This is a genomic window from Sorangium aterium (assembly GCF_028368935.1).
GTDB lineage: Bacteria > Myxococcota_A > Polyangia > Polyangiales > Polyangiaceae > Sorangium > Sorangium atrum.
The window spans coordinates 284397-307102 of record NZ_JAQNDK010000002.1 but is presented as its reverse complement, the minus strand read 5'-3'; the positions used below and the strand labels follow the sequence as shown (position 1 = coordinate 307102).

At 73.7% G+C, this 22706-nt stretch carries 13 protein-coding genes; 9 read left to right on the top strand and 4 right to left on the bottom strand.

The genetic code is table 11. The annotated features are described in order from the left end of the window. The first annotated feature begins 216 nt into the window (after positions 1 to 216). Complete coding sequence (locus tag POL72_RS16035; RefSeq protein ID WP_272096214.1) at positions 217 to 1581, top strand: hypothetical protein; 1365 nt, start codon at positions 217 to 219, stop codon at positions 1579 to 1581. Between the two features lie 205 nt (positions 1582 to 1786). On the opposite strand, the gene POL72_RS16030 is transcribed toward POL72_RS16035, so the two are convergent. Beyond that, positions 1787 to 2809 carry an aminoglycoside phosphotransferase family protein gene (locus tag POL72_RS16030; RefSeq protein WP_272096213.1) on the bottom strand — a complete coding sequence of 341 codons (1023 nt, stop codon included), beginning with the start codon at positions 2807 to 2809 and terminating at the stop codon, positions 1787 to 1789. A 211-nt stretch (positions 2810 to 3020) separates the two neighbouring features. After that, positions 3021 to 3362 (bottom strand): hypothetical protein, encoded by a 342-nt coding sequence (locus tag POL72_RS16025; RefSeq protein ID WP_272096212.1) that lies wholly within the window; start codon positions 3360 to 3362, stop codon positions 3021 to 3023. 98 nt (positions 3363 to 3460) lie between these two features. On the opposite strand from POL72_RS16025, the gene POL72_RS16020 reads away from it, so the two are divergent. Then, positions 3461 to 5251 (top strand): DUF2169 family type VI secretion system accessory protein, encoded by a 1791-nt coding sequence (locus POL72_RS16020; protein ID WP_272096211.1) that lies wholly within the window; start codon positions 3461 to 3463, stop codon positions 5249 to 5251. A gap of 115 nt (positions 5252 to 5366) precedes the next feature. After that, complete coding sequence (locus tag POL72_RS16015) at positions 5367 to 6815, top strand: type VI secretion system Vgr family protein (protein ID WP_272096210.1); 1449 nt, start codon at positions 5367 to 5369, stop codon at positions 6813 to 6815. Between the two features lie 64 nt (positions 6816 to 6879). Here POL72_RS16015 and POL72_RS16010 read toward each other — a convergent pair whose 3' ends face one another. Both POL72_RS16010 and POL72_RS16005 read right to left on the bottom strand, forming a co-directional pair. Continuing rightward, the gene (locus POL72_RS16010; protein WP_272096209.1) at positions 6880 to 8082 is read right to left on the bottom strand and encodes an STAS domain-containing protein; all 1203 of its coding nucleotides are present in this window, start codon (positions 8080 to 8082) and stop codon (positions 6880 to 6882) included. 565 nt (positions 8083 to 8647) lie between these two features. Continuing rightward, a complete protein-coding gene (locus POL72_RS16005) occupies positions 8648 to 8992 on the bottom strand; it encodes a DUF4288 domain-containing protein (RefSeq protein ID WP_272096207.1) in 345 nt (114 codons plus the stop codon). A gap of 702 nt (positions 8993 to 9694) precedes the next feature. Between POL72_RS16005 and POL72_RS16000 the strand changes: the two genes are divergently transcribed. The 6 genes from POL72_RS16000 to POL72_RS15975 all read left to right on the top strand — a co-directional run bounded on the left by POL72_RS16000 (position 9695) and on the right by POL72_RS15975 (position 22689). After that, positions 9695 to 11149 carry an ATP-binding protein gene (locus POL72_RS16000; RefSeq protein WP_272096205.1) on the top strand — a complete coding sequence of 485 codons (1455 nt, stop codon included), beginning with the start codon at positions 9695 to 9697 and terminating at the stop codon, positions 11147 to 11149. Continuing rightward, complete coding sequence (locus tag POL72_RS15995) at positions 11109 to 13166, top strand: hypothetical protein (protein WP_272096204.1); 2058 nt, start codon at positions 11109 to 11111, stop codon at positions 13164 to 13166. Before POL72_RS16000 ends, POL72_RS15995 begins: the two co-directional genes overlap by 41 nt. Beyond that, positions 13163 to 14215: a hypothetical protein gene (locus POL72_RS15990; protein WP_272096203.1), complete on the top strand. Its 1053-nt coding sequence runs from the start codon at positions 13163 to 13165 to the stop codon at positions 14213 to 14215. Before POL72_RS15995 ends, POL72_RS15990 begins: the two co-directional genes overlap by 4 nt. A gap of 29 nt (positions 14216 to 14244) precedes the next feature. After that, positions 14245 to 15306: a hypothetical protein gene (locus POL72_RS15985; protein ID WP_272096202.1), complete on the top strand. Its 1062-nt coding sequence runs from the start codon at positions 14245 to 14247 to the stop codon at positions 15304 to 15306. 157 nt (positions 15307 to 15463) lie between these two features. Beyond that, positions 15464 to 17269: an ATP-binding protein gene (locus POL72_RS15980; RefSeq protein ID WP_272096201.1), complete on the top strand. Its 1806-nt coding sequence runs from the start codon at positions 15464 to 15466 to the stop codon at positions 17267 to 17269. Continuing rightward, positions 17266 to 22689, top strand: a complete 5424-nt coding sequence (locus tag POL72_RS15975; RefSeq protein ID WP_272096200.1) for a hypothetical protein — start codon at positions 17266 to 17268, stop codon at positions 22687 to 22689. The genes POL72_RS15980 and POL72_RS15975 overlap by 4 nt, the downstream gene beginning before the upstream one ends. Positions 22690 to 22706: the final 17 nt, after the last annotated feature.

The window sequence follows — 22706 nt, the reverse complement described above, 5'->3', positions numbered from 1 at the left end:
GAGGGGCCGAGCGACACGGGAAGAGCCCCTCTCGGGCTCCCCGCGGGGCCTCCGCGCCCGGTCGAGCTCGCCCGCAGCCCGCGCCCTCTGGTACCGTGGGCGCACCGTGCCCTCCGCCCCGCAGCGCTTCCCCCTCGCCGGCGATAGCCCAATCGAGCCCCTCCACGCCGCCGCGCTCCCTCGTCGCCGGGCGCGCCGTCCGGTCCGGGGCGCCGCATGGCGCTGAGGCTCCGGGTCACCTGGCGCAATGCGGGCAGCCCGCTGCTGCCCGACGCGCTCTCCGACGTACAGGCAACGGCCGACGACGCGCCGCTGCCGCTCGCCGGCTCGAGCCCGGGACGGCGCGAGTTCGTGATCCCGGCCGGGGCGTCGCGCGTCGCGCTCAGCGCGCGCTTCTCGGCGGCGTTCGAGGCCTTCGAGGACGTCCCCGCCCGGGAGGAAGAGGTCCTGTCGGTCGACCAGGCGTTCGACGTGACGGGCGGGGGGACGGCGCTCAGCCCCGCCCCTGACCCTGCGTTCGGGCAGGCTCACCCGCTCGTCGACGTGCAATCAGCGCCCGGCCTCGCGCTCGCCCAGGTCAAAACGGATTTCGTCGATATCACCCCGTTCTGGATGGCCTACGCCGGGTACACGGACGAGTACCAGCGCGAGCACCGGCCCGGGACCGAGCTCGTGGCCCTCGGCGCCACCGCGGGAGATCCGAAGATCTGGTTCGCGAGCATCCCGGAGGCCTGCAAGGCGCCGCCGGACGGCGGGATCTCCGCCCTCGTGTTCTACCGGCCGGAAGGGTACGCCTATACCCGGGTCGACCAGCGCCACGAGATGTTCGGGCTGAATCGATACCTGCTCACGCCCGACCCGTCCCCCGGCGCGTCGTTCTGGGCGCGCGACGTGTTCGAGCGCGATCCGCGCGACCAGTCCCGCTGGGTCTATGTCCGCTGCGGCTTCGAGGAGGCGCTCGCCGCGAGCGGCAGGGCGGTGGTCATGCTGCACCCGTGGCCGAGCGGGGCGAGCTTCGGCGCCGCCACGACCGCGAGCCTGCCCGGCCTCGCCGAGGCGGCGCTCCGCTTCCTCTGCGGGGCGCAGAAGGTCGGGTTCGGACAGGGCGGGCCGCGGCTCGGGAAGCTCGGGCTCGCGGGCTTCAGCGCCGGCGGACTGGCCCTGTGGCAGGCGCTCGCGGCCAACAAGGACCGCGTGAGCGAGGTGTTCGCGTTCGACGCCCGCGGCATCGCCAAGAACGAGGCCTTGCTCGTGCGCTGGCTCGGCGGCGACGCCTCGCGCCGCCTGCGGATGACCGGCGGCCACCAGCTCGACGCGAACGCCGCGCTCCAGCAGAAGCTCCCTGGCCCTTCGAAGGAAGCGCGCCTGACCCGCCTCCCGCCCGACAAGAGCGGCTATCTCCCCGGGGCGAACCCGCGCTGGGATCACGTGTGCTCCTCGCTCGAGCCGAGCGAGAAGGATACCTATCTGCACGCCGACTGGGTATGGCACCAGTTCGCGATGTTCGGGGGCTTCCCGGAGGCTGGAGAGCATGCCGCCGTCACGTTCCTCCAGCGCTTCCTGGAAGAGTCGGAGCTCTGAGCCGCACAGCGGCCGGGGCCGAGATCCAGCCGGCCGACGACCGGGCATGTCGGATTGAAACGCCAAGACGCCAGAAGACGCCAAAAAAGAGACGGGATTGTTCGCGACAAGATAGCCAGGGTCCTCGATATGGCGTTCCGAGGACCACGCGCCCCCTTTTCTCTCGTCTTTTGGCGTCTCTTGGCGTCTTGGCGTCAACTCTCTCTCACAACGCGATGAGGCGCGCCAGCACCCGCATGTCCTCGTCGTCGCCCATCCTCGCGAGCGCGGCGCGCGCCGTCGCGAGCGCGGGCTCGACGTAGCGCAAATACGTCGAATCCACGCCGATACGATCGAGAAAGACGAAGCGGCCTGCGTCCTTCAGCTTGCGCTGGACCGTGAGCACGTCGAACTCCCGGCCAAGCGCGTCGCGCGCCGGCCGGTCGAGCGAGGCGGCGGCCGCATAGTCGTCCAGCCGGGCCTCGACGAACGGGCGATCCAGGTCCTGGGCGCTGTCGTTCAGGAGCGTCGCCAGATCGTAGGCTCGCGGGCCGAGGAGGGCGTCCTGGAAGTCGAGCCAGGCGATCTCGAGGCCCCCGCCCGCCGCGTCCACGACCATGAGGTTCTGGCTCTGGTAATCGCGGTGAACGAAGCCACGCGGCCACGCGGCGATGCGCCGGGCGAGGCGATCCGAGACGGCATCGAGCTCGGCCCGCGCGGCGTCGCCCAGGCGGAGCCCGCGCGCGTCGAGCGCCCACGCGCGGAAATGGTCGAGCTCCCAGCGCAGGAGCGTCTCGTCGAGCGCGCACGAGTCGACGATCGAGCCGCTCGGGAGCGCCGCGAGCGCCCGCTGCGCCCGGGCGAGATCGCGCGAGGCCAGCGCGTAGACCTCGACGCGGCGGGCGGGCGCGCGCTCGACGAAGGCCGAGAGCGTCGCGTTCCCGAGATCCTCCAGGAGGAGCAGGCCATGCTCGCAATCCTCACCGAGCAGCGCCGGCACCCGGACGCCGCGCTCCCGGAGGAGCGCGTGCACCTCCAGGAAAGCCCACCGCGGGGGAGCGGCGCCGACCGCGACGCCGTCGCCCTCCGCGCTCGGCGCGAACATCGCGACAGCCGTCCCGGCCGGCGTCACGATGCGCAGATAGCGCCGGCACGACACGCCCCCGCGCAGCGGGACCATCGACGACGGGACATGGCCCGTGGCCCGCTGGACGAGCCGGAGCAGGGCGTCGGTGTCGAGCTCGCGCACACCCTCTCCTACGCCGGCGGACGGCGCGGACGCCAGGGCTGTCACGACATCGCCCCGCGCCGCGCTGCGGCCGTCACGCCTCGCCGCCTGTCCCCCTCGCCGCCTCGGCGCCTGTCCCCCTTGCCGCCTCGGCGCCTGTCCCCCTCACCGCCTCGGCGCCTGTCCCCACAACGCGTTGACGCCTGTCCCGGTGCAGGAACGGGCCAGGCGCTCAGCAGGCGCCGGCGCAGCCGTCGGCGCTGTTGAACCAGAGACCGCCGGAGTCCTCGCACGCGCTGCGGTCGTACCTGCCAGAGCAGCAGCGCTCCTGGCTCTCGCACACCTTCGCGGCGCCCTCGCCGCTCCGGAAGCAGCACTTCCGGCTCTCGGGCGTCTCGGGCGCGGCGGCCGCATCCTCGGGCGCGGCCGGCTCCCCGGGCGCGGTCGCCTTCTCGATGACCACCGGAACCGCAGGCGCGACGAGCGTCGCCACCGTGTCGCAGCCGAACGAGGCAATCATGACGAGGAGGGCGAGCGCCGATCCCAGCCCACGAGCGGTTCCAGCCAGCTTCATGATCGCCGTGGGTGGCATGGGCGCAGTGCGGCGGCAAGTTCGTGACGAGAGCCGTGCTATAACGCCGCGGAATGGCGAACGGTGCGACCAAGAGCGCGATGAACCGTGGGACGAACGGCGCGACCGGGCCCGTGAGGGTCACGCCGCTCAACGGAGCAGCAGCCGCCGCCGTCGCATGGCGCAGCCGGGGCGAGCTCCACATCACCGTCATCGTCAAGGCCACCTTCGCCTTCGCGGCGGACGCGGAGATGCCCAGGGTCGAGCCGCAGCAGGTCGTCCACGGGGAGGTCCATCACGGCAACAACCCTGGGCGGAGCGTCCGGCTCACGAGCGATCTCGCGCCGCACCTGGAGCGCGCCGACGTGCTCTTTACCGGCCACGCCCACGCGCCGCCGCCCGGCGCGCCCGTGCACGCCCTGCCCGTGCGACTCGCGATCTCCGATGAGGGCGGGCCCCTCCTAGACAAGGAGCTCCTGGTCAAGGACAGGGCCGGGTTCCAGCGGATGCCGCTCGTGTACGAGCGGGCGCTCCGCGGGGAGAACGACCAGGAGAACTTCCTCGGCGTGCAGGGGACGGGCGACGCGTCCGAGCCCGAGGCGAACATCGTCGATCCGCTCCAGCCGGCGCGCGCGGCCGGCTTCGGGCCGATCGCGCGCGCCTGGCCCGCGCGCAGGCGGCTGCTCGGGGCCACGCCCCGCAAGGCGCTCGACGCCGCCATCGCCGAGATCCCCGATCCCTTCGAGTGGGCCTATTACCAGGCGGCGCCCGCCGATCAGCGGACGCGCTACCTGCGCGGCGGCGAGTGGATCGAGCTCCACGGGCTCCACCCCACGCTGCCGCGCCTCCGGATGCGGCTGCCCGAGGCGCGCGGGCGAGCGCGCGTCCACGGCCTCTCCGGGTTCGGCGTGAGCGAGGGCCACCCGCTCGAGCTGAACGCGGACACGCTGCGCATCGACGGCGACGAGCAGCGCTGCACGCTCGTCTTCCGGGGCAGCCTGGTCGTCCCCGACGAGGCCGCGCTCGCGGCGGCCACCCTCGTGGCGGGGGTCGAGCTCCCCGGCGAGCCGCTCGAGTGGCCGGAGCTGCCGGCGGAGCAGGGCGCCGCGGGCGGACCCGCGCGAGGCGTCGACAGCGACCACGACGGCGGCCTGGGGGAGACCCTGGCCGCTCCGGCCGCCGGGGCGCGCACGTTGAGCCTCCCGGACGCCGGCGTGGCGGCGGCTGCCCTGGCCTCGGCGGCGGCGACGCCGTTCCGCCCCGGGTCGGCTCCCGGCGACATCGTCGGGCCGGCCGCGGGCGCGCCCGGGCCGCGGATCGACACCGGGACCCTCTCGATCTCCTCGGTGGAAGAAGGCCCGGAGGCGTCTCCGGCCACGACGCTGGCCCTGCTGCCCGAGCAGGACGCCGACGCGACGGACCAGCCGGCGCTCCCGTTCCAGCCGGCGCCCCCGGGCGCGGGGCTGCCTCCCTCGATGACGGCCCAGGAGCCGGTCGCGGCGGAGGAGCGCGCGGGCTCTGGCACGCTCGCCCTCGCGCTGGACGACGACTGGACGCCGGGCGCCGGCGCGCCCGACCCTTCCGGCGATCGCGCGCCCGCGGCCTCGCCTGCGATCACGCCTGCTCACGCGGGAGCGGCGGAGACCGCGGCCGCGCCGCTCCCAGAGCTGGAGCCGGCCGCGCCGCCTCCGGAGCCCGCGCTGCCGGAGCCTCCGCCCCCGCCGAGGCCGGTGCTCAGCGCCTCACCGGCGCGCTCCCCCGAGCCGGACGAGCCGCCGCCGGCCCCGCCGCCCCGACGGCCGCCGCCACCTCCGCCGGAGCGCCCGGCGCTGCCGACCCCTTCCCCTGCGTTGAGGAGGAGCCTTTACGAACGGTTCGATCGCAAACGGTAGCTCGCGCAAACGGTAGCTCGCCGAGCCCACCTCGACGAGCGCGAGGGGCGCCCGCGCGCGAGGCGCCCCAAGGCAGGAGATCTTCTCCCAAGGCACGAAGGATGGAGCTGCGACGATGACCACCCGATCCGATTCACTAGACATTCGACTCGAGCTCTCCGGCTTCTCGTCCGACCTCCTCCAGGTGAACAGGCTGTCCGGGCGCGAGGCGATCTCGCAGCTCTTCACGTTCGAGGTCGAGGTGGCCTGTCCGAGCGACGCCGGGGTCGACGGACAGACCTTCACGGGCGAGAGCGTCGCGATCGTCTTCGAGCAGGACGGGGTCGAGGTGCGGCGCGTCCACGGGATGATCGCGGAGGTCCACGACCTCCTCGCGAACCTGCGCGATTACCGCGCTTACCGGCTGCGCATCGTCCCGCGCGCCTTCCGGCTGACGCTGGTCGAGACCACGGAGATCTCGATGAACAAGGCGGTGCCCGACATCATCAAGCAGAAGCTCGAGCTCGTGGGCCTGAGCGGGAGCGACGTGGAGCTCCGGCTGACGGGCACCTACCCGCCGCGGGAGTTCACGGTGCAGTACCAGGAGACCGATCTCGCCTTCATCTCCCGCCTGGCCGAGCACGCCGGGATCAGCTTCTTCTTCGAGCACCAGGACGGGCAGGACACGATGGTCTTCACCGACGGCGCCGGATTCAAGCCCGCGGCCGGCGCCGAGTCCGTCCATTTCCGCGAGCGCGGCGAGACGCGGGACGTCTTCGAGCTCGAGGCGAGATCGCGGCTCGTGCCGAGCGTGTATGTGGCCCGCGACTACAACTACCGGCAACCGATGCTCGATCTGACGTCGGAGCACGTCCTCTCGACCGGGTATGCGGGCGGCATCATCGAGTACGGCGGCCATTACAAGACGCCGGCGGAGGGCAAGGCGCTGGCGCAGGTCCGGGCCGAGGAGCGGCAGGCGACGCAGCTCGTGTATGCGGGCAGGAGCGCGGTGTGCGCGATCGGAGCGGGCGGGCGATCGGTGCTGGAAGGGCACCCGAGCCTGGAGTCGCTCGATCTGCTCTTCGTCGAGGTGGAGCACCGCGCGTCGCAGGCGGCCGGCGGCCAGGGCGGCGGCGACGAGCCGCGGCGCTACGTGAACACGTTCCGCGCGATCCCGGGCAAGAACACGTACCGGCCGCCGCGCGTCACCCCGACGCCCCGGATCGGCGGCGTCGTCACGGGCATCGTCGACGCCGGGCCGGGGGGCGGGGGCAACGACGCCCAGATCGACGATCAGGGCAGGTACATGGTCCGGTTCCTCTTCGACACGGGGGCAGCCGGCGGCGTGACGTCCAGGCCGGTGCGCATGCTCCAGAACCACGCTGGAGCGAACTACGGCACGCATTTCCCGCTCAAGCCGGGGACGGAGGTGCTCATCGCCTTCGTGAACGGCGACCCGGATCGGCCGGTCATCGTGGGCGCCGCGCCGAACCCGCTGACGCCCTCTCCGGTCAACAGCGCGAACCGGTCGACTCACCGGATCAAGACGCAGGGAGGCATCGTCTTCGATCTCGTGGACGAGTGAGCGGCCTCGATCTCGTGAACGGGCGCGCCGCGCGCGGTCCCGGGGTGGCGGGCGATGACGCCGCTCAGGGAGCTGGCTTCTTGCCGGGCACCGGGCCCGCGGCGGGGGAGGCGCCCTGGGCGCTCGTCATGGCCCGGATGGCGTAGTTGAGCGCGGCGCGCAGGTTGCGTTGCGTGTTGAGCTGGGAGAGGTCGAGGCCGAGCGCGACCATGGTCTGGGCGACCGTCGGCTTGATGCCGGCGACGATGCCGTCCGCGCCGAGGAGGCGGATGGCGGTGATGAGCTGGATGAGGTGGCTCGCGACCCGGGTGTCGACGACCTCGACGCCGGTGAGGTCGAGGATGGCGAAGCGCGCCCGCTTCTCGACGATCTGCGCGAGCAGGCTGTCCATGACCTCCGCGGTGCGGACGCTGTCGACCGTGCCGACCATGGGGAGCGTGAGCACGCCGTCCCAGACCTCGATGATCGGCGTCGAGAGATCGCGGATCACCTTCTGCTGCGCCGCGATCTGGTCGAGCTGGATGCGCAGCTCCTTCTCGACGAGCCTGGAGTCCGACACGTCGAGCGAGACCCCGAGCACGCCGTCGATGGGGCCGCCGGGCTCGCTGCGGAGCGGGATGAGCCAGGTGTCCCAGTCGGCGCCGTGCGCCTCGCCGCGACCGCGGCGCACCTGGCCGTCGTACCATTGCCGCATGTCGGCGGCGGCCTCCGGGGTGGCCCCATAGAGGTCGTACACGCTGTGCCCGACGTGCTGCCCCCGTGTCAATCCGGCCTTCGCGGTCGACTTGCCGTCGTGATAGACGTAGATCCCGTCGCGGTCGAGCGCCCATATCGTCAAGGGATCCACGTGCTCGACGAGGCCGTCGAGGAGGCGCGCCTTGAGCCGGAGCTTGCTCAGCTCGTCCTCGGTCACCGGGGCGGCGGCCGCGGGCGCGGGGCGGAGCGTGCCGAGGACGGCGCTTCGGTCGGATGACCGGCTGACGCTGCACGACAGCGGCCGGTAGGCGCCGCCGCCGTCGCGCAGGCGCACGCTGAACGAGACCGGCTCGTCCCTCTGAAGGACTGTCGACCAGGCCGCCGAGAGCGCGGCGCGATCGTCCGGGTGCGCGAGATCCGCGAGGAGCGCGCCCCCCTCGACCCCGGGGCCCAGCGCCTCGCGCAGCCCGCCGCTCCCGTGGAGCAACGCTCCGTCGGCCGAGGCGATGAAGAGCAGATCGGCAGAACGGGCGAAGAGCTCGCCGAGCAACACACTGGAGGCAGATTCCATCAGTCTCACGACTCCTCAGAGAGCAGAGAAGGATAAGTATAACGTGGACGGAGCAGGCTGCGAAAGAGCTCCCTGGCGGCCGTTGTGCGATTGAGCCGGGAGAAACGCGCCACTTCGTGGGGGCGCTAGCGCTAGCGTGGCGGGCGCTGCGCGGCAAGACGGTGAGCTGGCCCGCCGCTGAATGAGCTGCGGCGAGGTGGGCGCAGGACGGCGGTGCGCTGCTTGCGTGGACCGGAGCGGGAGAGGTGGTGAGAGGTGCGGTCCAGGGGATTCCGGGAGCGCCTCACGACAGGCTCGTGACCACGAGGCCATGGGCTGGGTCGCTCTGGACGAGGGACCGGCATGTCATCAGGACCCAGGGGACGCCCCGCGGCGGAGCGGGCGTAGTGACCGAGGGAGACCATCATCGCGAGGTGACCCCAGCAGACGCTCGCGCCCTCAGGTCGGCGTCTACCGTCTCGAACTGCTCGACAAGGGCGGGATCGGCGCAAGAATCCCCACTAGGCTTGAGAGCACAATCCCGACAATGACGGCCCTGCGCGCTCCACCCCTTCCAATTCATGTGTCAGTCGACACTGCCGCCGAGCAATAGCTCGAACGCGTGGTAAGCCTCATAGCTCTTGAAGTGCCGCGCGTAGATGTCCGCGCCGTCATCAAGAGCGTCTGAAAGAACACGGCTTACATCCACAACGTGCTTCAGCTTCCAGTGAATCTCCTGCCCTAAAACATTGCTGAAGCATGTTTCATGCGCACGGCTGTGTTGCTCGGCGCGCGCGCGTGCCTGCTCCTCACCTTCGGCGCGCACCAGCGCGAAGCACTCTTCGCACATGGGTGTGTACGATGGGTCCGGTGACCAAGACTCGTAGAGGAGAACGGCAACATAGAGATCGTTGTTCGGGCTGGATTCCATGGATGAACTCGCTTGTCTATGCGGCTTCGACCGGGAGTGTAATGCCGCGTGATGCCGAGATCAGCCTGCCCTGTCGCGGGGCGCGGCGGTAGGGGCCTGCCTGTCCGGACGCTTCCCTTTCCTCAAGTCGGCCACCTTCCGCCGCGCAGGCGGCGGCCCCGTCGAAGCCGACCAACCAGGCGTGGCTGAGCAGAAGCCCGCGAGGTGCCGCGATCGCGCGCTCGCCGGCGTCCACCTCGACCCCGCGGGCCGGTCCGCAGGAACTGCTTTATGTGCACGTCGTCTCGCCCCGGGCTCGTCGCCTGTGGAGCGGCTCCAGCGTCGTCTCGCCCCGGGCTCGTCGCTTGTGGACCGGCTGCTGTGTCGTCTCGCCCTGGTCTCGTCGCTTGTGGACCGGCTGCTGTGTCGTCTCGCCCTGGTCTCGTCGCCCGTGGACCGGCTGCTGCGTCGAGCGCCACACCTCCCTGCTTCCCCTGCGCTTCGGTGGACGGCCCTGGCATCACCACGGACTCCCGTCGGATGCACCGGAGGACACCTCGTGGTCCGGCGACGGTCCGTGTGTTGACGACGGACGACATGGCGCACGAGGGCGCGATCCAGGGCCGAGCAATGTCCTGGCGCTTTGGTGGGGACGCTTGCTTCTGGAGGACGCGCGGACGAGCGTGCCCTGGCGAGAAAAATCGCGGGGAGGAGGCGATGAGCATGGGAACGAGGCGACAGATAAAGGTCGTCGCGGTGGCCGTGGCCGCCCTGGCGTTCGGCGCGACTGCGGCCGGGTGCTTGTGGAAGTTCGGGGACGACACGTTCGGGAGCTTCTGCGCGGCGGCGGCGGGCGGCGAGGAGCACTGCGTGGGCGAGAATCAGGGGCCGGCCGCCGCGTGGGCCCAGGCCGAGAAGGACGGCGCGCTGCCCATCGAGGTGTGGGCCACCTGGCCGAACAACAAGACGCCGGAGGAGATCGTCGCGAGCGAAACCTCGCTCGGCGTCTGGTTCGGCCACATCGACGAGGCGATCGCGTACGTGCGCGACGACGCGAGGAACGCCGAGTCGCTGCGGGCAACGCTCGCGGGCAAGCTCGCGCGGCTGCTCGACGAGGCGAGGGACCGCCAGAGGGCGCTGCTTGCGGAGGCGCCGGTCGATGCGGCCGGCAACTTCACGGCGGCGATGCTCGACAAGGCCAGCGCCGAGAGGGAGCCGCTCGCCGCCGCGCTCGCGGCCGACAGGCAGGCCATGGCGGCCGTGCAGGCGGTCTTCGACCAGGCCCGGAGCGACGTCGCGCCGCTGCGATCGAAATACGCGGGCGTCGCGGCGCGCTTCGCCGCGTACCGCGCGACCGAGGCGGCGGAGACGGCGGCGTACGCGACGCTCTCGAAGCAGGCGTCGCGGTCGGACATCGACGGCCTCGACGGCGTGGAGCAGGCGGTGCTCGCGACGGCGCGCGAGGCGAGCCGCTCACCCGGCGAGCTCACCGCGGAGATCCTGAGGTGGTCGGCGACGCTCCAGGTCTTCGCGGCCTCCTTCGATGAGGCGATGGCGCCGCACAGGGAGCTGCTCGCGACGCACGGCGCGGTGCTGCCGGACATGACGTCGGGCGCGCTGCGCTCGCTGAACGCGATGCTGGGTTACGGGAAGGGTCGCGTCGCCCGGAGCGACGCGACCGCGGCGGCGCTGCTCGGCGGCATCGCGCTGCGCCGGCAGGCGCTCCGCGTGCTGCAGATGGACGAAGGGGCGCGCGAGGCCGTCGCAGGCGCGCGGACCCGCAAGGCGTCGGACGCCTTCGGGGAGCGGGCGCGCGCGCAGGTCGCGGCCCTGTCGGCGGCGCCGCCGGTGAGCGAGAAGCTCGGGCTGCCGCTCTTGGCCGAGCGGTGCGGGGAGCTCCTGGCGTTGGCGCAGCTGCGACCGCTCTGCGAGGCGGCCGGGTCGTCCTGGCGCGAGGCCGGGTGCGCGGAGCTTCGAGGAAGGTTCGACGCCGCGGAGGCCGAGCTCAGGACGGGGGTGCCGCAGAAGATCGCGGCGGGTCTCGCGGCGCTGCGGGAGAAGGGCATGGCCGCGGCGGAGCTCGACGCGGCTCAGGCGAGGCTCGACGCGGGGGACGTGAAGGGCGCCGCGATCGCGTATGACGCCGCCGTGCGCGGCGCCCCTCTTCGTCGGGCATGACTTCTTCAGCGTGAACGACACGCCGCTGACCACCTACGAGGTCCCCGGCGCGCTGGTCGAGCACGCCGACGGCTCGGCTACCAACAGGGCGGAGACGGAGTTCGACTCGGTGCTGCTCCAGATTGGAGCGAACGACTTCCACTTCCACGTGCAGAACTCCGCCGGCGAGGACCGGTGCACCGACGCGCACGACGTGGTGCACCTCGTCTCGGAGCCGCTCGGGCTGAACAAGCCGCTATTCAATGTGCGGCGCAGCGGGACGGCGTTCCACGGCGACACGACGCTCGACCTGAGCCTCGCGGAGATCAACCCGACGCTGGCGCGCGACATCGAGGTCTTGCTGGCCGAGATCACCAAGGAGCGCGCGGCGCTCGTGGCGAACGCACGGGCGGTGGGCCAGCTGGCGGAAAAGCTGGACCTGCTCCAGCAGCTCGACACCGAGCTGAAGGACCTGGTGAGCCGGCCGCTGGACGAGATCTCGCGGACCGACCTCGAGGCGATCCTGGACCGGTACGAGGACGCGGTCGCGCCGGCGACGCGCACGGCGATGGAGCAGCTCGTCGACGACCTGAAGCAGAGCGTCAGCGATCTCGAGGACGAGCTCGCGCGGCTGATGGACGAGTTCGGCGCGCAGGCCGACGAGGTGGCGGACCTGGCGACGGAAGACGCGCGCGCCGAGGGGTGGGACCCGGACGACCCGCAGGCGTACGCGCTCGGGGAGAGCGAGGTGCCGTGGGTCGAGGTGCCGGACATCTCCGAGGTGGACGGCGCGTTCGAGGAGGGGAGGGACCCCTACGCGGCGTACGCGGACGCGGTGCTCGCGGCGCTGGAGGCGGACGTCAGCGGCCGGGTGGTGGTCCTCCGGGCGGACTTCGTGGCGAACGTGCGGGCGTGGAGGGCCAACAGCGCGGCGCTGGAGATCGCGCTGCGCGACCGGATGGGTGTATCGCTCGCGGAGACCAACGCGTTCCTGAAGGCGCAGAACCGGATCACCGGGTTCGTGCGGCAGTTCATGGATGCGTCGGACTGGTTCGAGGACTCGCCCGTGCCTGCCGACCTGCGGGCGCAGGTGGACACGGTGCTGAAGCCACGGTTCGATGCGCTCGCGGACCAGATGAAGGACAACCTCAACCTGTGGACGGGGGGCGGGCTCGACCTGGAGCAGACGCAGCTCTACCAGACGATCAGCGCGTTCGCGGGCGCGATGTCGACGGTCGCCGAAGGCTTCGAGGCGTACGCCGAGGTGATGCAGACGCTGGTGCACGCGACGACGCGCATCGGGGTGGGGTTCGTGCCCGTGGTCGGGCCGACGCTCGACCTGTGCGAGGCCGTGACGGGCAAGGAGTGGTGCCTGCCGGCCGGGCGAGAGCTCAGCGATGAGGAGCGGATCTTCTCGGGGCTGGGGTTCGGGCTCGGGGCGGTCGGGCACATCTGGCACGGCGTTGCTGCCGCCGGCGCGCTACCGCCGCGTGGGATCCGGATCGCCGGGGAGATCGCAAAAGTCGATAAGGTCGTTGTCGAGGGGTTCGAGGTATGGAGGCTCCGCGGGTTCAAGAACCTGAAGGGGCACGTCACGGAAGCCGCCTTCAACACCTTCGAGAAGGCGGCGATCAGCCACATGACCCGCGAAGGGCGGGCGCGCCTCGGCGTCGGCGACGAGGGCGTGCGCGAGATGCTCAAGATGCCAAAAGAGTCGCTCCCCGGCATGTCCGGCGGGAGGGCTCCTGACTTCGTGACGGTGTCCCGCGGGCAGAAGCTCATCGTGAGCGAAGTGAAAGGGGGCAACACCGTCAAAGTAGACGATGTGGTCAGGCAGCTGTCGAACGGGATGGAGGGGCTACGGAAGGAGGGGGTCGTCGGGGATGTCGAGCAGGTCGAGCTCATCATGAAGCGCGGTGCGAAATTCAAGCCGGAAGATACCTATACCGTCAAGGATGGGTACCTCTTCAATGTGAAGAAGGGCAAGAGGGAGCCCCTGAACGGGTTCAACAGACCCATCAAGGTGACCCAGCTATGAGTGAATCAGGACCGACCTTCTTCGCCTGGTGTGACGCGACAGAGACGCTCGAAGCGTTCCTGGCGGCGCTCTCGGCGCTCGTAGACCCACGGCTTCCTATCTGCGTGCGGAAAGACGGAACCCTCACCGACACGACTTCTATGGACGAGGCGGTCGAGATGATCCGCACCGAGTTCGCCGAAGGTCCTGCCGGTGGAGCACTCTTCGACGTAATGTTGAGCGCCTCCAAGCGCATCTTCCCGTGCAGCGGCTACTGTTACACGGAAGAGGCCGCCCGTAACATCTCGGCCGGTCCCATCGACATGTCCACGAGCGACCAGGAAGGCTTCCTCTACTCCTACCTCGAGCTCGCCTGGGGCAGGGGCCCGCGCTCGATCGAGGCCGAGGCCGCGGTCGCGTGGCACCTGCTCCGGGACGACCTCGAGGACCTCCTGCTCCGCCTCTGCGCGCCGGACGCGAGCGGCCGCGTCCGCACCGGCGCGTGCACGAACGGGGGAGACTGGATCGCGCCGGTGCGCATGTGCGCGACGTACAACGCGGACGCGCGGGACATCGCGCGCGATCTCGCCCTCTCGTGGCTACAGCGCCACGACAAGGAGATGATATCGCGCAATGCGGGCCTGTGTCTGGAAGCGCTCCACGCGGGCGTCGACGCCGCGCCGGCCGGGGCGCGCGTCCCGCTCAAGGGCGGAAGCGAGCGCGCGCACTCCCTCTCCCGCGAGACCGTCCTCAAGGCGCTGGCAACGCCGCCCTCCGCCCTGCTGGAGGCGCTCGAGGCCGCGGCGGCGCCCGACGAGGCGTGGCGCGCCGCCGAGCCGCGCGCGAGAGAGATCCTGGCGCTGACGAGCCAGATCGCGGAGACGGGCGAAGGCCCGCCCACGTGGCCGGTGCACACGGACACGCGTGCCCACGTCCGCTTCCTCCGAAAGCACGCGCCTTTTCACGTGCGCCGCCTCGCGGGCGGCGGCGTGATCCTGGCTACCCACCCGTTCCGCTCGCTCTGGCCGCTCTGGGTCGACGCGCTCTTCTCGCTCGGCCTGATGCCCTGACCCAGCAACCTCATGAGGGTGAACCAAGGATGAAACCAGGGCCGTACTTCTTCGCCTGGTGTGACGAGGCAGAGCGGGTCGACGCGTTCGCGGCGGCGCTGCCGGCGCTCGTCATCCCAGGGATGTATATCAGCGTGACGATGGGCTCCGACGTGGATCGCACCGTGAGCTTCGTGGACGAGGCGGTCGCGATGATCCGCGCCCACTTCGGACGCACCGACGCCGAAACCTACTTCGCCATGGAGTTCGACGACCGGCGCTCATTCTATGGCCACTATCGCTGCTTCACCGGCAAGAGCGAACGTCTCAAGCCACGGGGCCCCATCCACATGGTCCCTGCGAGCGCGGCGGACATTCTCCCGCTGGAATTGTACCCCGCCCTGGGCAGCGGCCCGCGCTCCGTGGAGGCGGAAGCCGAGCTCACGTGGCACATCGTTCTGGACTACCTCGAGGACTTGCTGCTCCGCCTCTGCGCGCCCGACGCGAGCAGGCGCGTCTCGACCGGCGGCTGCACGAGCGCGTGGACCTGGCTCGCGCCGGTCTCGATGTGCGCGACGTACAACGCGGACGCCCGCGACATCGCGCGCGATCTGGCCCTGTCGTGGGTCAGCCTCCACGACAAAGAGAAGGTCTCGTTGATCGCGGGCATGTCGCTGGAGGCGCTGCACGCGCGTATCGACGCCGCGCCGGCCGGGGCGCGCGTGGTTCCGACAGACAAGAGCGGGCGCTCGATCCCGCTCTCCCGCGAGACCGTCCTCAAGGCGCTGGCCATGCCGGGCTCCGCCCTGATCGAGGCGCTCGTGGCCGCCGCCGATGTGCCCGACGAGGCGTGGCGCGCCGCGGAGCCACGCGCCGAGGAGATCCACAACCTGACGGTGCAGGCCAGGGCGCGCGGCGAGCCGTTCACCCGCGGCGGCGGGTCCCTCACCTGGGTGAAATTGACGGGCGAGCACGTCTACTTCCTCGTGGATCACGCCCGGTTCCACGTCCGGCGCCTCCCGAACGGTGGCATCTTGCTGGCAACCCACCCCTACCGCACGCTCTGGCCGCTCTGGGCTGCCACCCTCTCCGCACTCGGCCTGATGTCCTGACGCAGAGTCTCCCCCGCTCTCTTCACTTCGGGCTTTGCACCTGTCACACCTGCGCCTGTCCTAGGTCCGGTCTCCGCTCGCAGCGACTCCACCCCTCCAGCCCCGGCAGGCCCCCCTCCAACCGCAGCTCGCGCCGTGTGATAGCCTCGCAGGACGCATGGCACCCTACCGCTCCTCTCGCGAGGACCGCGCCGCGCCCCCGCCGCCGCCAGGCCCGGTCGCCGACATGGTGCAGCAGTTCGCCGACCCGTACGCCTTCCTGCGCGAGCTCGTGCAGAACGGCATGGACGCCGGCGCGCGGAAGATCGCCGTGCGCGTCGAGGCGCTGCCCGGCGCGTGCGCCACCTCGGTCGCCGACGACGGGTGCGGCATGAGCCGCGAGGACATCGAGGGCCCGCTGCTCACCCTCTTCAGCTCGTCGAAGGAAGGCGACGCGACGAAGATCGGTAAATACGGCGTCGGCTTCGTCTCCGTGTTCGCCCTCCAGCCGCAGCAGGTCGACGTGGAAACGTGGCGCGACGGGAAGGCATGGCTCCTCCGGCTGCACAGCGACACGAGCTACGAGCTCGAGGACGCCGGACCGCGCCAGGGCAGCGGCACGCGCGTGACCCTGATCCAGCGGCTCGGCCGGGAAGCGTTCGTGGAGCACGCGCGCCGCGCGCAGGCGGCGCTCCGCCGCTGGTGCCGCCACGCCGATCGCGAGATCACCCTCAGCATCGCCGACCACGAGGGCGGCTCCCGCACGGGCGCCCTGCGGATCGACTCCCCGCTCGCCATCGCAGCGCCCGTCTCCGTGACCGCCGTCGAGGAAGAGACCACCGTCGTCGTCGGCCCCTCCGCCGGCGCTCAGCACCTCGCACGGCCCACGAGCGGGGACGGGGACCCCGCCGGCGAGCACGGCCAGAGCTTCGCCGGCTTCTACAACCGCGGGCTCACCCTGTTCGAGACCGCGGACGAGCTCTTCAGCGGGCTCTCGGGCGTGCGGTTCAAGGTGATGAGCCCCCACCTCCAGCACACCCTGAGCCGCGACAACGTGCGCCGCGACGACGCCTTCTGGGAGGCGATCGCGCGCGTGCGCGAGCTCGTCAAAGGTCCGCTCCGGCGCGAGCTCGCCGCCCGCCTCCCGCAGGCCGCGGCAGCCGCAGCCGCCGGCGAGGCCGAGGGCGCCGCCACCTACGCGGCGATGCTGGAGGCGGCGCTGTCGCCGCCGACCGCGCTCGATCCGGACGAGATCCCGTTCCCGCTCGCGAGCCCCGTCGCCGGCGACCGGTGCCGCGCGGGGCTCCGGGCGCTGGCGCCAGGGCGCGAGCCGCTGCTCGTGGCCAGGCGATCCGACGCGCTGACCGCGGCCATGGCCCGTGGCGGGCTGCCCGTCGTGCTGTGCAACCACCGCGCGACCAGGGCGCTGCTGAAGCGGTGCTTCCCGGCGGCGCGCATCGAGAAGGCGCACGCCGCCTACCTGCTCGTGCGCGAGGAGCGCGAGGAGCCGAAACGCGCCCGCGCGGCCGACGCCGCGCTCCTCCAGGTGATCGCCGACGCGCTCGCCCGCGCCCGGCACGGGGTCGCCCGGGTGAGCCTCTGCCAGGTCGAGGGCGCCCTCCGCCAGCGCAGCGGGTTCCTCCTGCCCGGGAGCGGGGAGCGCGCCGGGCCCGAGCAGAGCTGCCACGCGGCGCGCGAGGTCGTGCGCCGCGCGGCGCGCTTCCCGCCCGGGCACGCCCTCTACCTCAACATCGAGAGCGACACCGTGGCCCTCGCGCGCAGACGGGCCGCCGTCGACGCGGTGACGGCCGGCAACCTGCTCGCCCGCGCGCTGCTCGTCGAGGCCAAGGGGCCGCTCGATCCCGAGGACAGCGACCGGCTCCTCGACCTCTCGGCGAGCCCGCCGCCGCTCGCGGGCGCGGCGCGCGGCGAGCGGGCGCCCGCAGGCGGCCCGCGCCCCGCGCCAAGGGGGTCCCCGCGGTGAGCCGGGTCGTCGCCCGCGGCGCGATCCGCGTCGATGCCCGCCGCGCCGTCCAGAAGCTCAGGGAGCACCTGCTCGTCGACCTGGACCTCTACCTGCTCGAGCTCGTCCGCGCCGCCGCGGCCGGGGGCGCGACGCAGATCGATCTCCGCTACGACGCCGACGACGTCGTCGTGACCTTCGACGGAGAGCCGCCCGACGGGCCCGCGCTGGCGCGCCTCCTCGACCACGTGCTCAACGCCGCGCCCGACGCCGCGTCCCGGAGGCTCCGCCTGCTCGCCCTCGGCGTGAACGCGGCGCTCGGGCTGCGCCCGGCGCGCGTCGACCTGCTCACGACGGGCCGCGGGCCGTCCGGCGAGGCCCGAGGCACGACCTGCACGCGCGTGCGCTTCACGCCCGCCCTGCTCGAGGCGCCCGCCGAGGCCCCCGCGCCGGCCGCCGGCCCCGCCTGCGAGGAGGTCCCGAGGCCGCCCGGGATGCCCGCGGCCGGCCTGCGCATCGAGGTGCGGCGGAGGCTCGGCTGGTCGGTGCTCCGCCGGGCGATCACGGGCGATAGCCCGCCCGAGCTCGCGCACCTCGCCGCGGCCACCGGCGATTTCCCGGTCCCGATCGCGCTCGCCGGCGAGCCGCTGCGCCGCGCTCTCCCGAGCAGCGACGTCGCAGTGCTCGTGCGCGTGCCGTTCCATGTGCGCGGCGCGCGCCGAGCCGCGCTGGAGATCGTCGCGCCCCCCGAGCCCCCAGCAGGGCCGGCCAGCTCGGCGCCCCGCTCGCGCCCCCTCGCCGCGCCCGTCTCCGCGCCCCTCCCCACTCCCCTCCCCTCCGGCCTCCCCGCCGTCGACTACCTCGAGCACGGCGTGCGGCTCGTCCGCGAGCGCTGGAGCTTCGCCCCGCGGTTCCCCTCGGCGCCCTACCAGGGCGTCGAGCTCCCGGTCCGCGTCGTCGTCGACGCGGACGCGCTGCCCACCAACGCGTCGCGCTCGGCGCTGCGCGAGGACGCGCCCCTCCGCACGCGGCTCCGCGAGGCGGCGGCCGGCGCGCTGCTCGACGCCATCAAGGCCCTCGCCGCGCTCGTGTGCGGCGAGGGCGCGGTCCCCGACGGCGCGCTCGTCGTCGACGAGGACCGCGGCCGGCTCGCGAACGCGCTCGCGGCCTTCGCCTGCGTCGCGACCGGGGCGGCGCGGACCGGCGCCGAGCTGCCCGCCGAGGCGCAGGCCGTGCGCGAGCTCCCGCTGCTCCGCGACGGGCGCGGGCGACCGACGTCGCTCGCGGCGCTCGACGCGCACGATGCGCCGCGGCTCTTCCTCTTCCGCGGCGACGCGAAGCTCCCGAAGGAGCTCGCCCCCTGGGCCGGCGACGTGGTCTGGAGCCCGGGGGGTCTCGTCGAGCGCGCGCTCGCTGGGCTCCCGCTCGCCGACGCCGAGGCCATGATCGAGCAAGTGAAGCTCGGCGCCGAGCGCCGCAGGGCGTTCCTCCTGCACGCGACCGGCGATCCCGTCGTGCCGCCCTCCCCGGAGCACGCGTTCCGCGACGCCTTCCAGGTGGACGAAGGGCCGCTCGCCGGCCTCCGCGGCGAGCTCGCGGTCTTCGCCGACGCTCGCGAGCCCCCCCGCGGCGCCGAGGTCCGGGTGTTCGTGGAGGGGCGGCACCTCGAGACCGTGGAGCTCGATCCCGCCGCCGCCCCCTTGCCCGTCGAGATCGCGCTCGCGTGGAAGGGGCGCGTGCGGCCGCGGTTCGCGTACGACGGGGTCGAGCGCGACGCGCGCTTCTGGCGCGCCGTCCGCCATGCGCTGAAGGTCGCGCTCGCCGCGGCCGACCGCGAGGCGAGGCGGCTCTTCGGCCCGAGGGACGCTCGGCGAGGCCCGCGCTCGACGACGCCCGCGCCTGCGCCCGAGAGCGAGCTCGCGCGCGTGAGGCCCGCGCTGCGCGCCGCGATCGGCGCGGTGTTCTGCGCGCCGCCGCGCCTCGGCGCCGCGGACGGCAGCCCCGGGCGCGGAGGCGGCGCGGCGCCGGCCCCGGACGACGGCCTCGCGCCCGCGAGCTTCGAAGGCCTCCTGGACGCGCGGATCTGGCCCACGCTCGCGGCCGGGTGGTTCGTGAGCCTGAAGGGACTCTCCGCGCTCTCCCGGCCGACGCGCAGCCTCTGCACGGCGCCGCCCGAGGCGCGGGGGCGCGCGGCCGACCGGAGGACGGTGCTCGCCGCCTCGCAGCGCGAGCTCGACTGGCTCGCCGCCGCGCTCCCGGAGCGCGAGCTCGTCCCCTACGCGCCGGGGCTCTTCACCGAGGACGAGCTCGCGGCGCGGGGGCCGGCGCGGCGGCGCGCGCTCGCGGCGTCGCTGGAGCGGCTCGCGGCGCTCCCCGCCGGCGCGCCGGTCCTCGAGGTCAGCGGCCCCGGCTTCCTCGCGCTCGCCACGCCGAGCGACGCGATGGTGGAGGCGTGGCACCACGCGTCGCGGCCCCTCGCCACCCTGGAGGCCGCGCCGCTGCTCGGCCCCGCCGCCATCGCGATCGACGACGACACGGCGGCGCCGAACAGCGGCTGGGACGGCCTCCTGTCGCCGCGCAACGACGTCGTCGTCCACGCGGTCGAGCGCGCGCTCTGCGAGGCGCTCGTGGCCGCGCTGGAGGGCGACGCCGCGGCGCGCGCGCGGCTCGGCCTGCGGGGCGATCCGCTCCGCGAGCGCGGCAGGCCGGACGCCCGCGTGAGCGCCTACCTGCTCGACAGCGCGCAGGCGCTCGAGGCGCGCGCGCGGGCGCTCGGAAGCGCGCCCCTCAGGGCCGCCCAGAGCGACCTCGCCGCCCGCATCCGGCGCCTGCCGCTGCTCGTGATGCTCGACGCGCGCGGCCAGGAGGTCGCGTGCTCGCTCGAGGCCCTCGACGAGACCCACCCAGCGCCCGCGCCGATCCCGGTGCTCGACGCGGCGCCCGGCTTCGAGACGCTCTCCTGGCACCCCCTCGTCGCCCGCGACCCGCGAGAGCGCGCGGCCCTGATGCGGTGGGCCGGCGGGCGCGCCCTCCTGGCGCAGAGCGGGGTGCCGGCGCGGCGGCAGCGCGCCGCCGCCGCGCAGGAGCGCCGCGCCCTCGCCGGCGGGGCGCAGCAGGAGCATGGCCCGCGCGGCGCCGCGGGCCCGCCGCGCGCGCCGCTCGCGCTGACGGGCGCGCCCTCGCACCCGCTGCTGCGGGTGAGCGCCGCCGCGCTCGGCATGCAGGGGCTCGAAGGCGAGATCGAGATCGTCGAGGGGCCGGTATCGGACGCCCGCTTCGTCGGCCCCGACGGCGCGGAGCGGCGCGTGGAGGTGGAGCTGCCGATCCCGCTCCGCCTCCTCGTGCGCGCCGGCGCCGCGGACCCATCGAGGGACGCCTCGCGCGCGATCCTGACGCGCCTCGCGAAGGCCGCGGGCCGCCACCTGATCTCGCTTGCGCCGCGCTTCGACGAGCTGCCGCCGTTCGCGCGGAGCCACGCGCGCCGCGCGGTCCTGAAGACGCTGGCCCAGGGCAAGCGCGTCGTCGCGGAGGCGGCGCGCGCGCAGCTCTTCCACGACATCGAGGGGAACCTCTTCTCGCTCGACGACCTCCGGCGCGACCCGCGCGCCGAGTGGCTGTGCACCTCGACGCCGCCGCCCTACCCGACGCAGCGCTACGAGCGGCCGGTCCTCGCGCTGAGCAGGCCCGAGCGGCTGCAGCTCGCGACCGCCGTGCTCATCAGGGACATCACCGACGCTGTCACGCGCGATCGCGCGGCCGAGGAGCGCGTCACGGCGCCGCCGCTCGCCGCCGTCGGCCTCGACGCGGCCGCGCGCGCCGCGTGCTTCGCGATCCTGCCCTTCGAGCAGCCGGCCGGAGCGCAGGAGGGCGCGCCGCCCGCGCGCGGCGAGATCGGCCTGCTCGCCCCGGAGCACGCCGGGGCGGCGGGCATCGCGGTGCACGTCGGGCGCCGCCCGCTCTGCGCGCTCGACGCTGGCGATGGGTGGCCGCTGTGCGCGGCCGTCAACGACGACGCGCTCGAGCCGAACCGCGCCTTCGACGGGCTCAAGGCCCGCGGGGACGCGTCGCGGCTCCGGCAGGCGGTGCGCGACGCCGCCGCGCGGTGGCTGCGCGCCCGGCTCGCGCCGCCCGACGACGCGCTCGCGACGCGGTGGATCGACGTCGCCACCACCTGGCCCCGGCCGCTGTTCGTGACCGGCGCGCTCTGGCTGCCCGCGCGGTGGCCGCGTGCGCCCCGGGTGCTGGTTGCCGCGCCCTCCGCGGCGATCCTCGGCGAGGGCCGCGGAGGCGGCGGCGGTGGCGGCGGCGGTGGCGGCGGCGGTGGCGGCGGCGGTGGCGGCGGCGGTGGCGGCGGCGGTGGCGGCGGCGGTGGCGAAGGGAGCGACGGCGGCTTCACCCCCGTCGCGCTGCGCTGCGGGGCGGGCGTGGGGTCCGGGGTGACCGGCGTGGTCGAGCTCGCGCCGGTCGAGGGGAGGCTCCTCGTGTGGCCGCTGCGCGAGGCGCGCTGGGACGCCATCGCGGAGCTTGCCATGGAGGCCGCGGCGTCCATGGCCGCCGAGCTCTCGGACCAGGCGGCCGCGGCGCCGTACCTGTGGAACTTGCACCTGCTCGGCCGCCTCTCCGGCGGCAAGCTCACGGCGCGGACCGCCGCCGGCGAGAGCGTCGGCCCGGCGGCGGTCCGCGCCGAGCTCGCGGCGAGCGGCTGCCTGTGGATCTCCGATCGCCGAGGGAGCGCGGACGGCGATTTCCCGGACGGCACGCCGCCCTTCGTTCTACTCGACGACGGCTCGCCGCTCGTCGAGGTGCTGCGCCACCGCGCCGCCCCCGGCGCGCTGCGCGAGCTCGGCGCCCTCGCGGCGACGCCCGCCCCGGCCGGGGCGACCGCGGTGGAGATCGGGCCTCCCTCCGGGACGGGCCCTCCCGCCGCGGGCGCGGGCCTTCCCGCCGCGGGCGCCCACGGCGCGGAGGCGCACGCGGCCACGCGCGGCGCGGAGGCGCCCGCCGCCGAGGCGCCGCCCGACTCGAGCGGCGCGCGGGCCTGGGCCCTCGCGCTGTGGCGCAGCGTGCTCGGCCTGCTCGGCGGCGAGGCGGCGCCGCTGCCCGGCGCCGCGCCCGAGGGGCAGGAGGCGGCGACCGGGAGCCCGCTCGCGGCCGCGATCCACGAGGCCATCGCCCGGATGAACCTCGAGGGGGCCCCGGTGCGCGCCGTCGTCGAGGGCCGCTCAGGGCGGCCGATCCGTTACGAGGCGAGCCGGAGCCTCATCGTCGTCAACACCGAGCACGAGGCGCTCGCGTGGCTGCGCGCGCGCGGGGCGCCCGACCCGGCGGCCGTCGCGCTGCTGGCGGCGGCCGCCGTCGGCGAGGTCAACCGGGCGCTGAAGTCGGTCACCGACGCGGAGGAGCGCCGGGCGCTCGACCATCTGCTGCGCTCCATCGGGTAGAGCGCGGGTGGTGGTCG

What these genes read in the sequence shown, in the direction of transcription:
- POL72_RS16035 (WP_272096214.1), top strand. Translation starts at nt 217, where the DNA reads ATGGCGCTGAGGCTCCGGGTCACCTGGCGCAATGCGGGCAGCCCGCTG.
- POL72_RS16025 (WP_272096212.1), bottom strand. Translation starts at nt 3,362, where the DNA reads ATGAAGCTGGCTGGAACCGCTCGTGGGCTGGGATCGGCGCTCGCCCTC.
- POL72_RS16020 (WP_272096211.1), top strand. Translation starts at nt 3,461, where the DNA reads ATGAACCGTGGGACGAACGGCGCGACCGGGCCCGTGAGGGTCACGCCG.
- POL72_RS16015 (WP_272096210.1), top strand. Translation starts at nt 5,367, where the DNA reads ATGACCACCCGATCCGATTCACTAGACATTCGACTCGAGCTCTCCGGC.
- POL72_RS16010 (WP_272096209.1), bottom strand. Translation starts at nt 8,082, where the DNA reads ATGGAATCTGCCTCCAGTGTGTTGCTCGGCGAGCTCTTCGCCCGTTCT.
- POL72_RS16005 (WP_272096207.1), bottom strand. Translation starts at nt 8,992, where the DNA reads ATGGAATCCAGCCCGAACAACGATCTCTATGTTGCCGTTCTCCTCTAC.
- POL72_RS16000 (WP_272096205.1), top strand. Translation starts at nt 9,695, where the DNA reads ATGGGAACGAGGCGACAGATAAAGGTCGTCGCGGTGGCCGTGGCCGCC.
- POL72_RS15995 (WP_272096204.1), top strand. Translation starts at nt 11,109, where the DNA reads ATGACGCCGCCGTGCGCGGCGCCCCTCTTCGTCGGGCATGACTTCTTC.
- POL72_RS15990 (WP_272096203.1), top strand. Translation starts at nt 13,163, where the DNA reads ATGAGTGAATCAGGACCGACCTTCTTCGCCTGGTGTGACGCGACAGAG.
- POL72_RS15985 (WP_272096202.1), top strand. Translation starts at nt 14,245, where the DNA reads ATGAAACCAGGGCCGTACTTCTTCGCCTGGTGTGACGAGGCAGAGCGG.
- POL72_RS15980 (WP_272096201.1), top strand. Translation starts at nt 15,464, where the DNA reads ATGGCACCCTACCGCTCCTCTCGCGAGGACCGCGCCGCGCCCCCGCCG.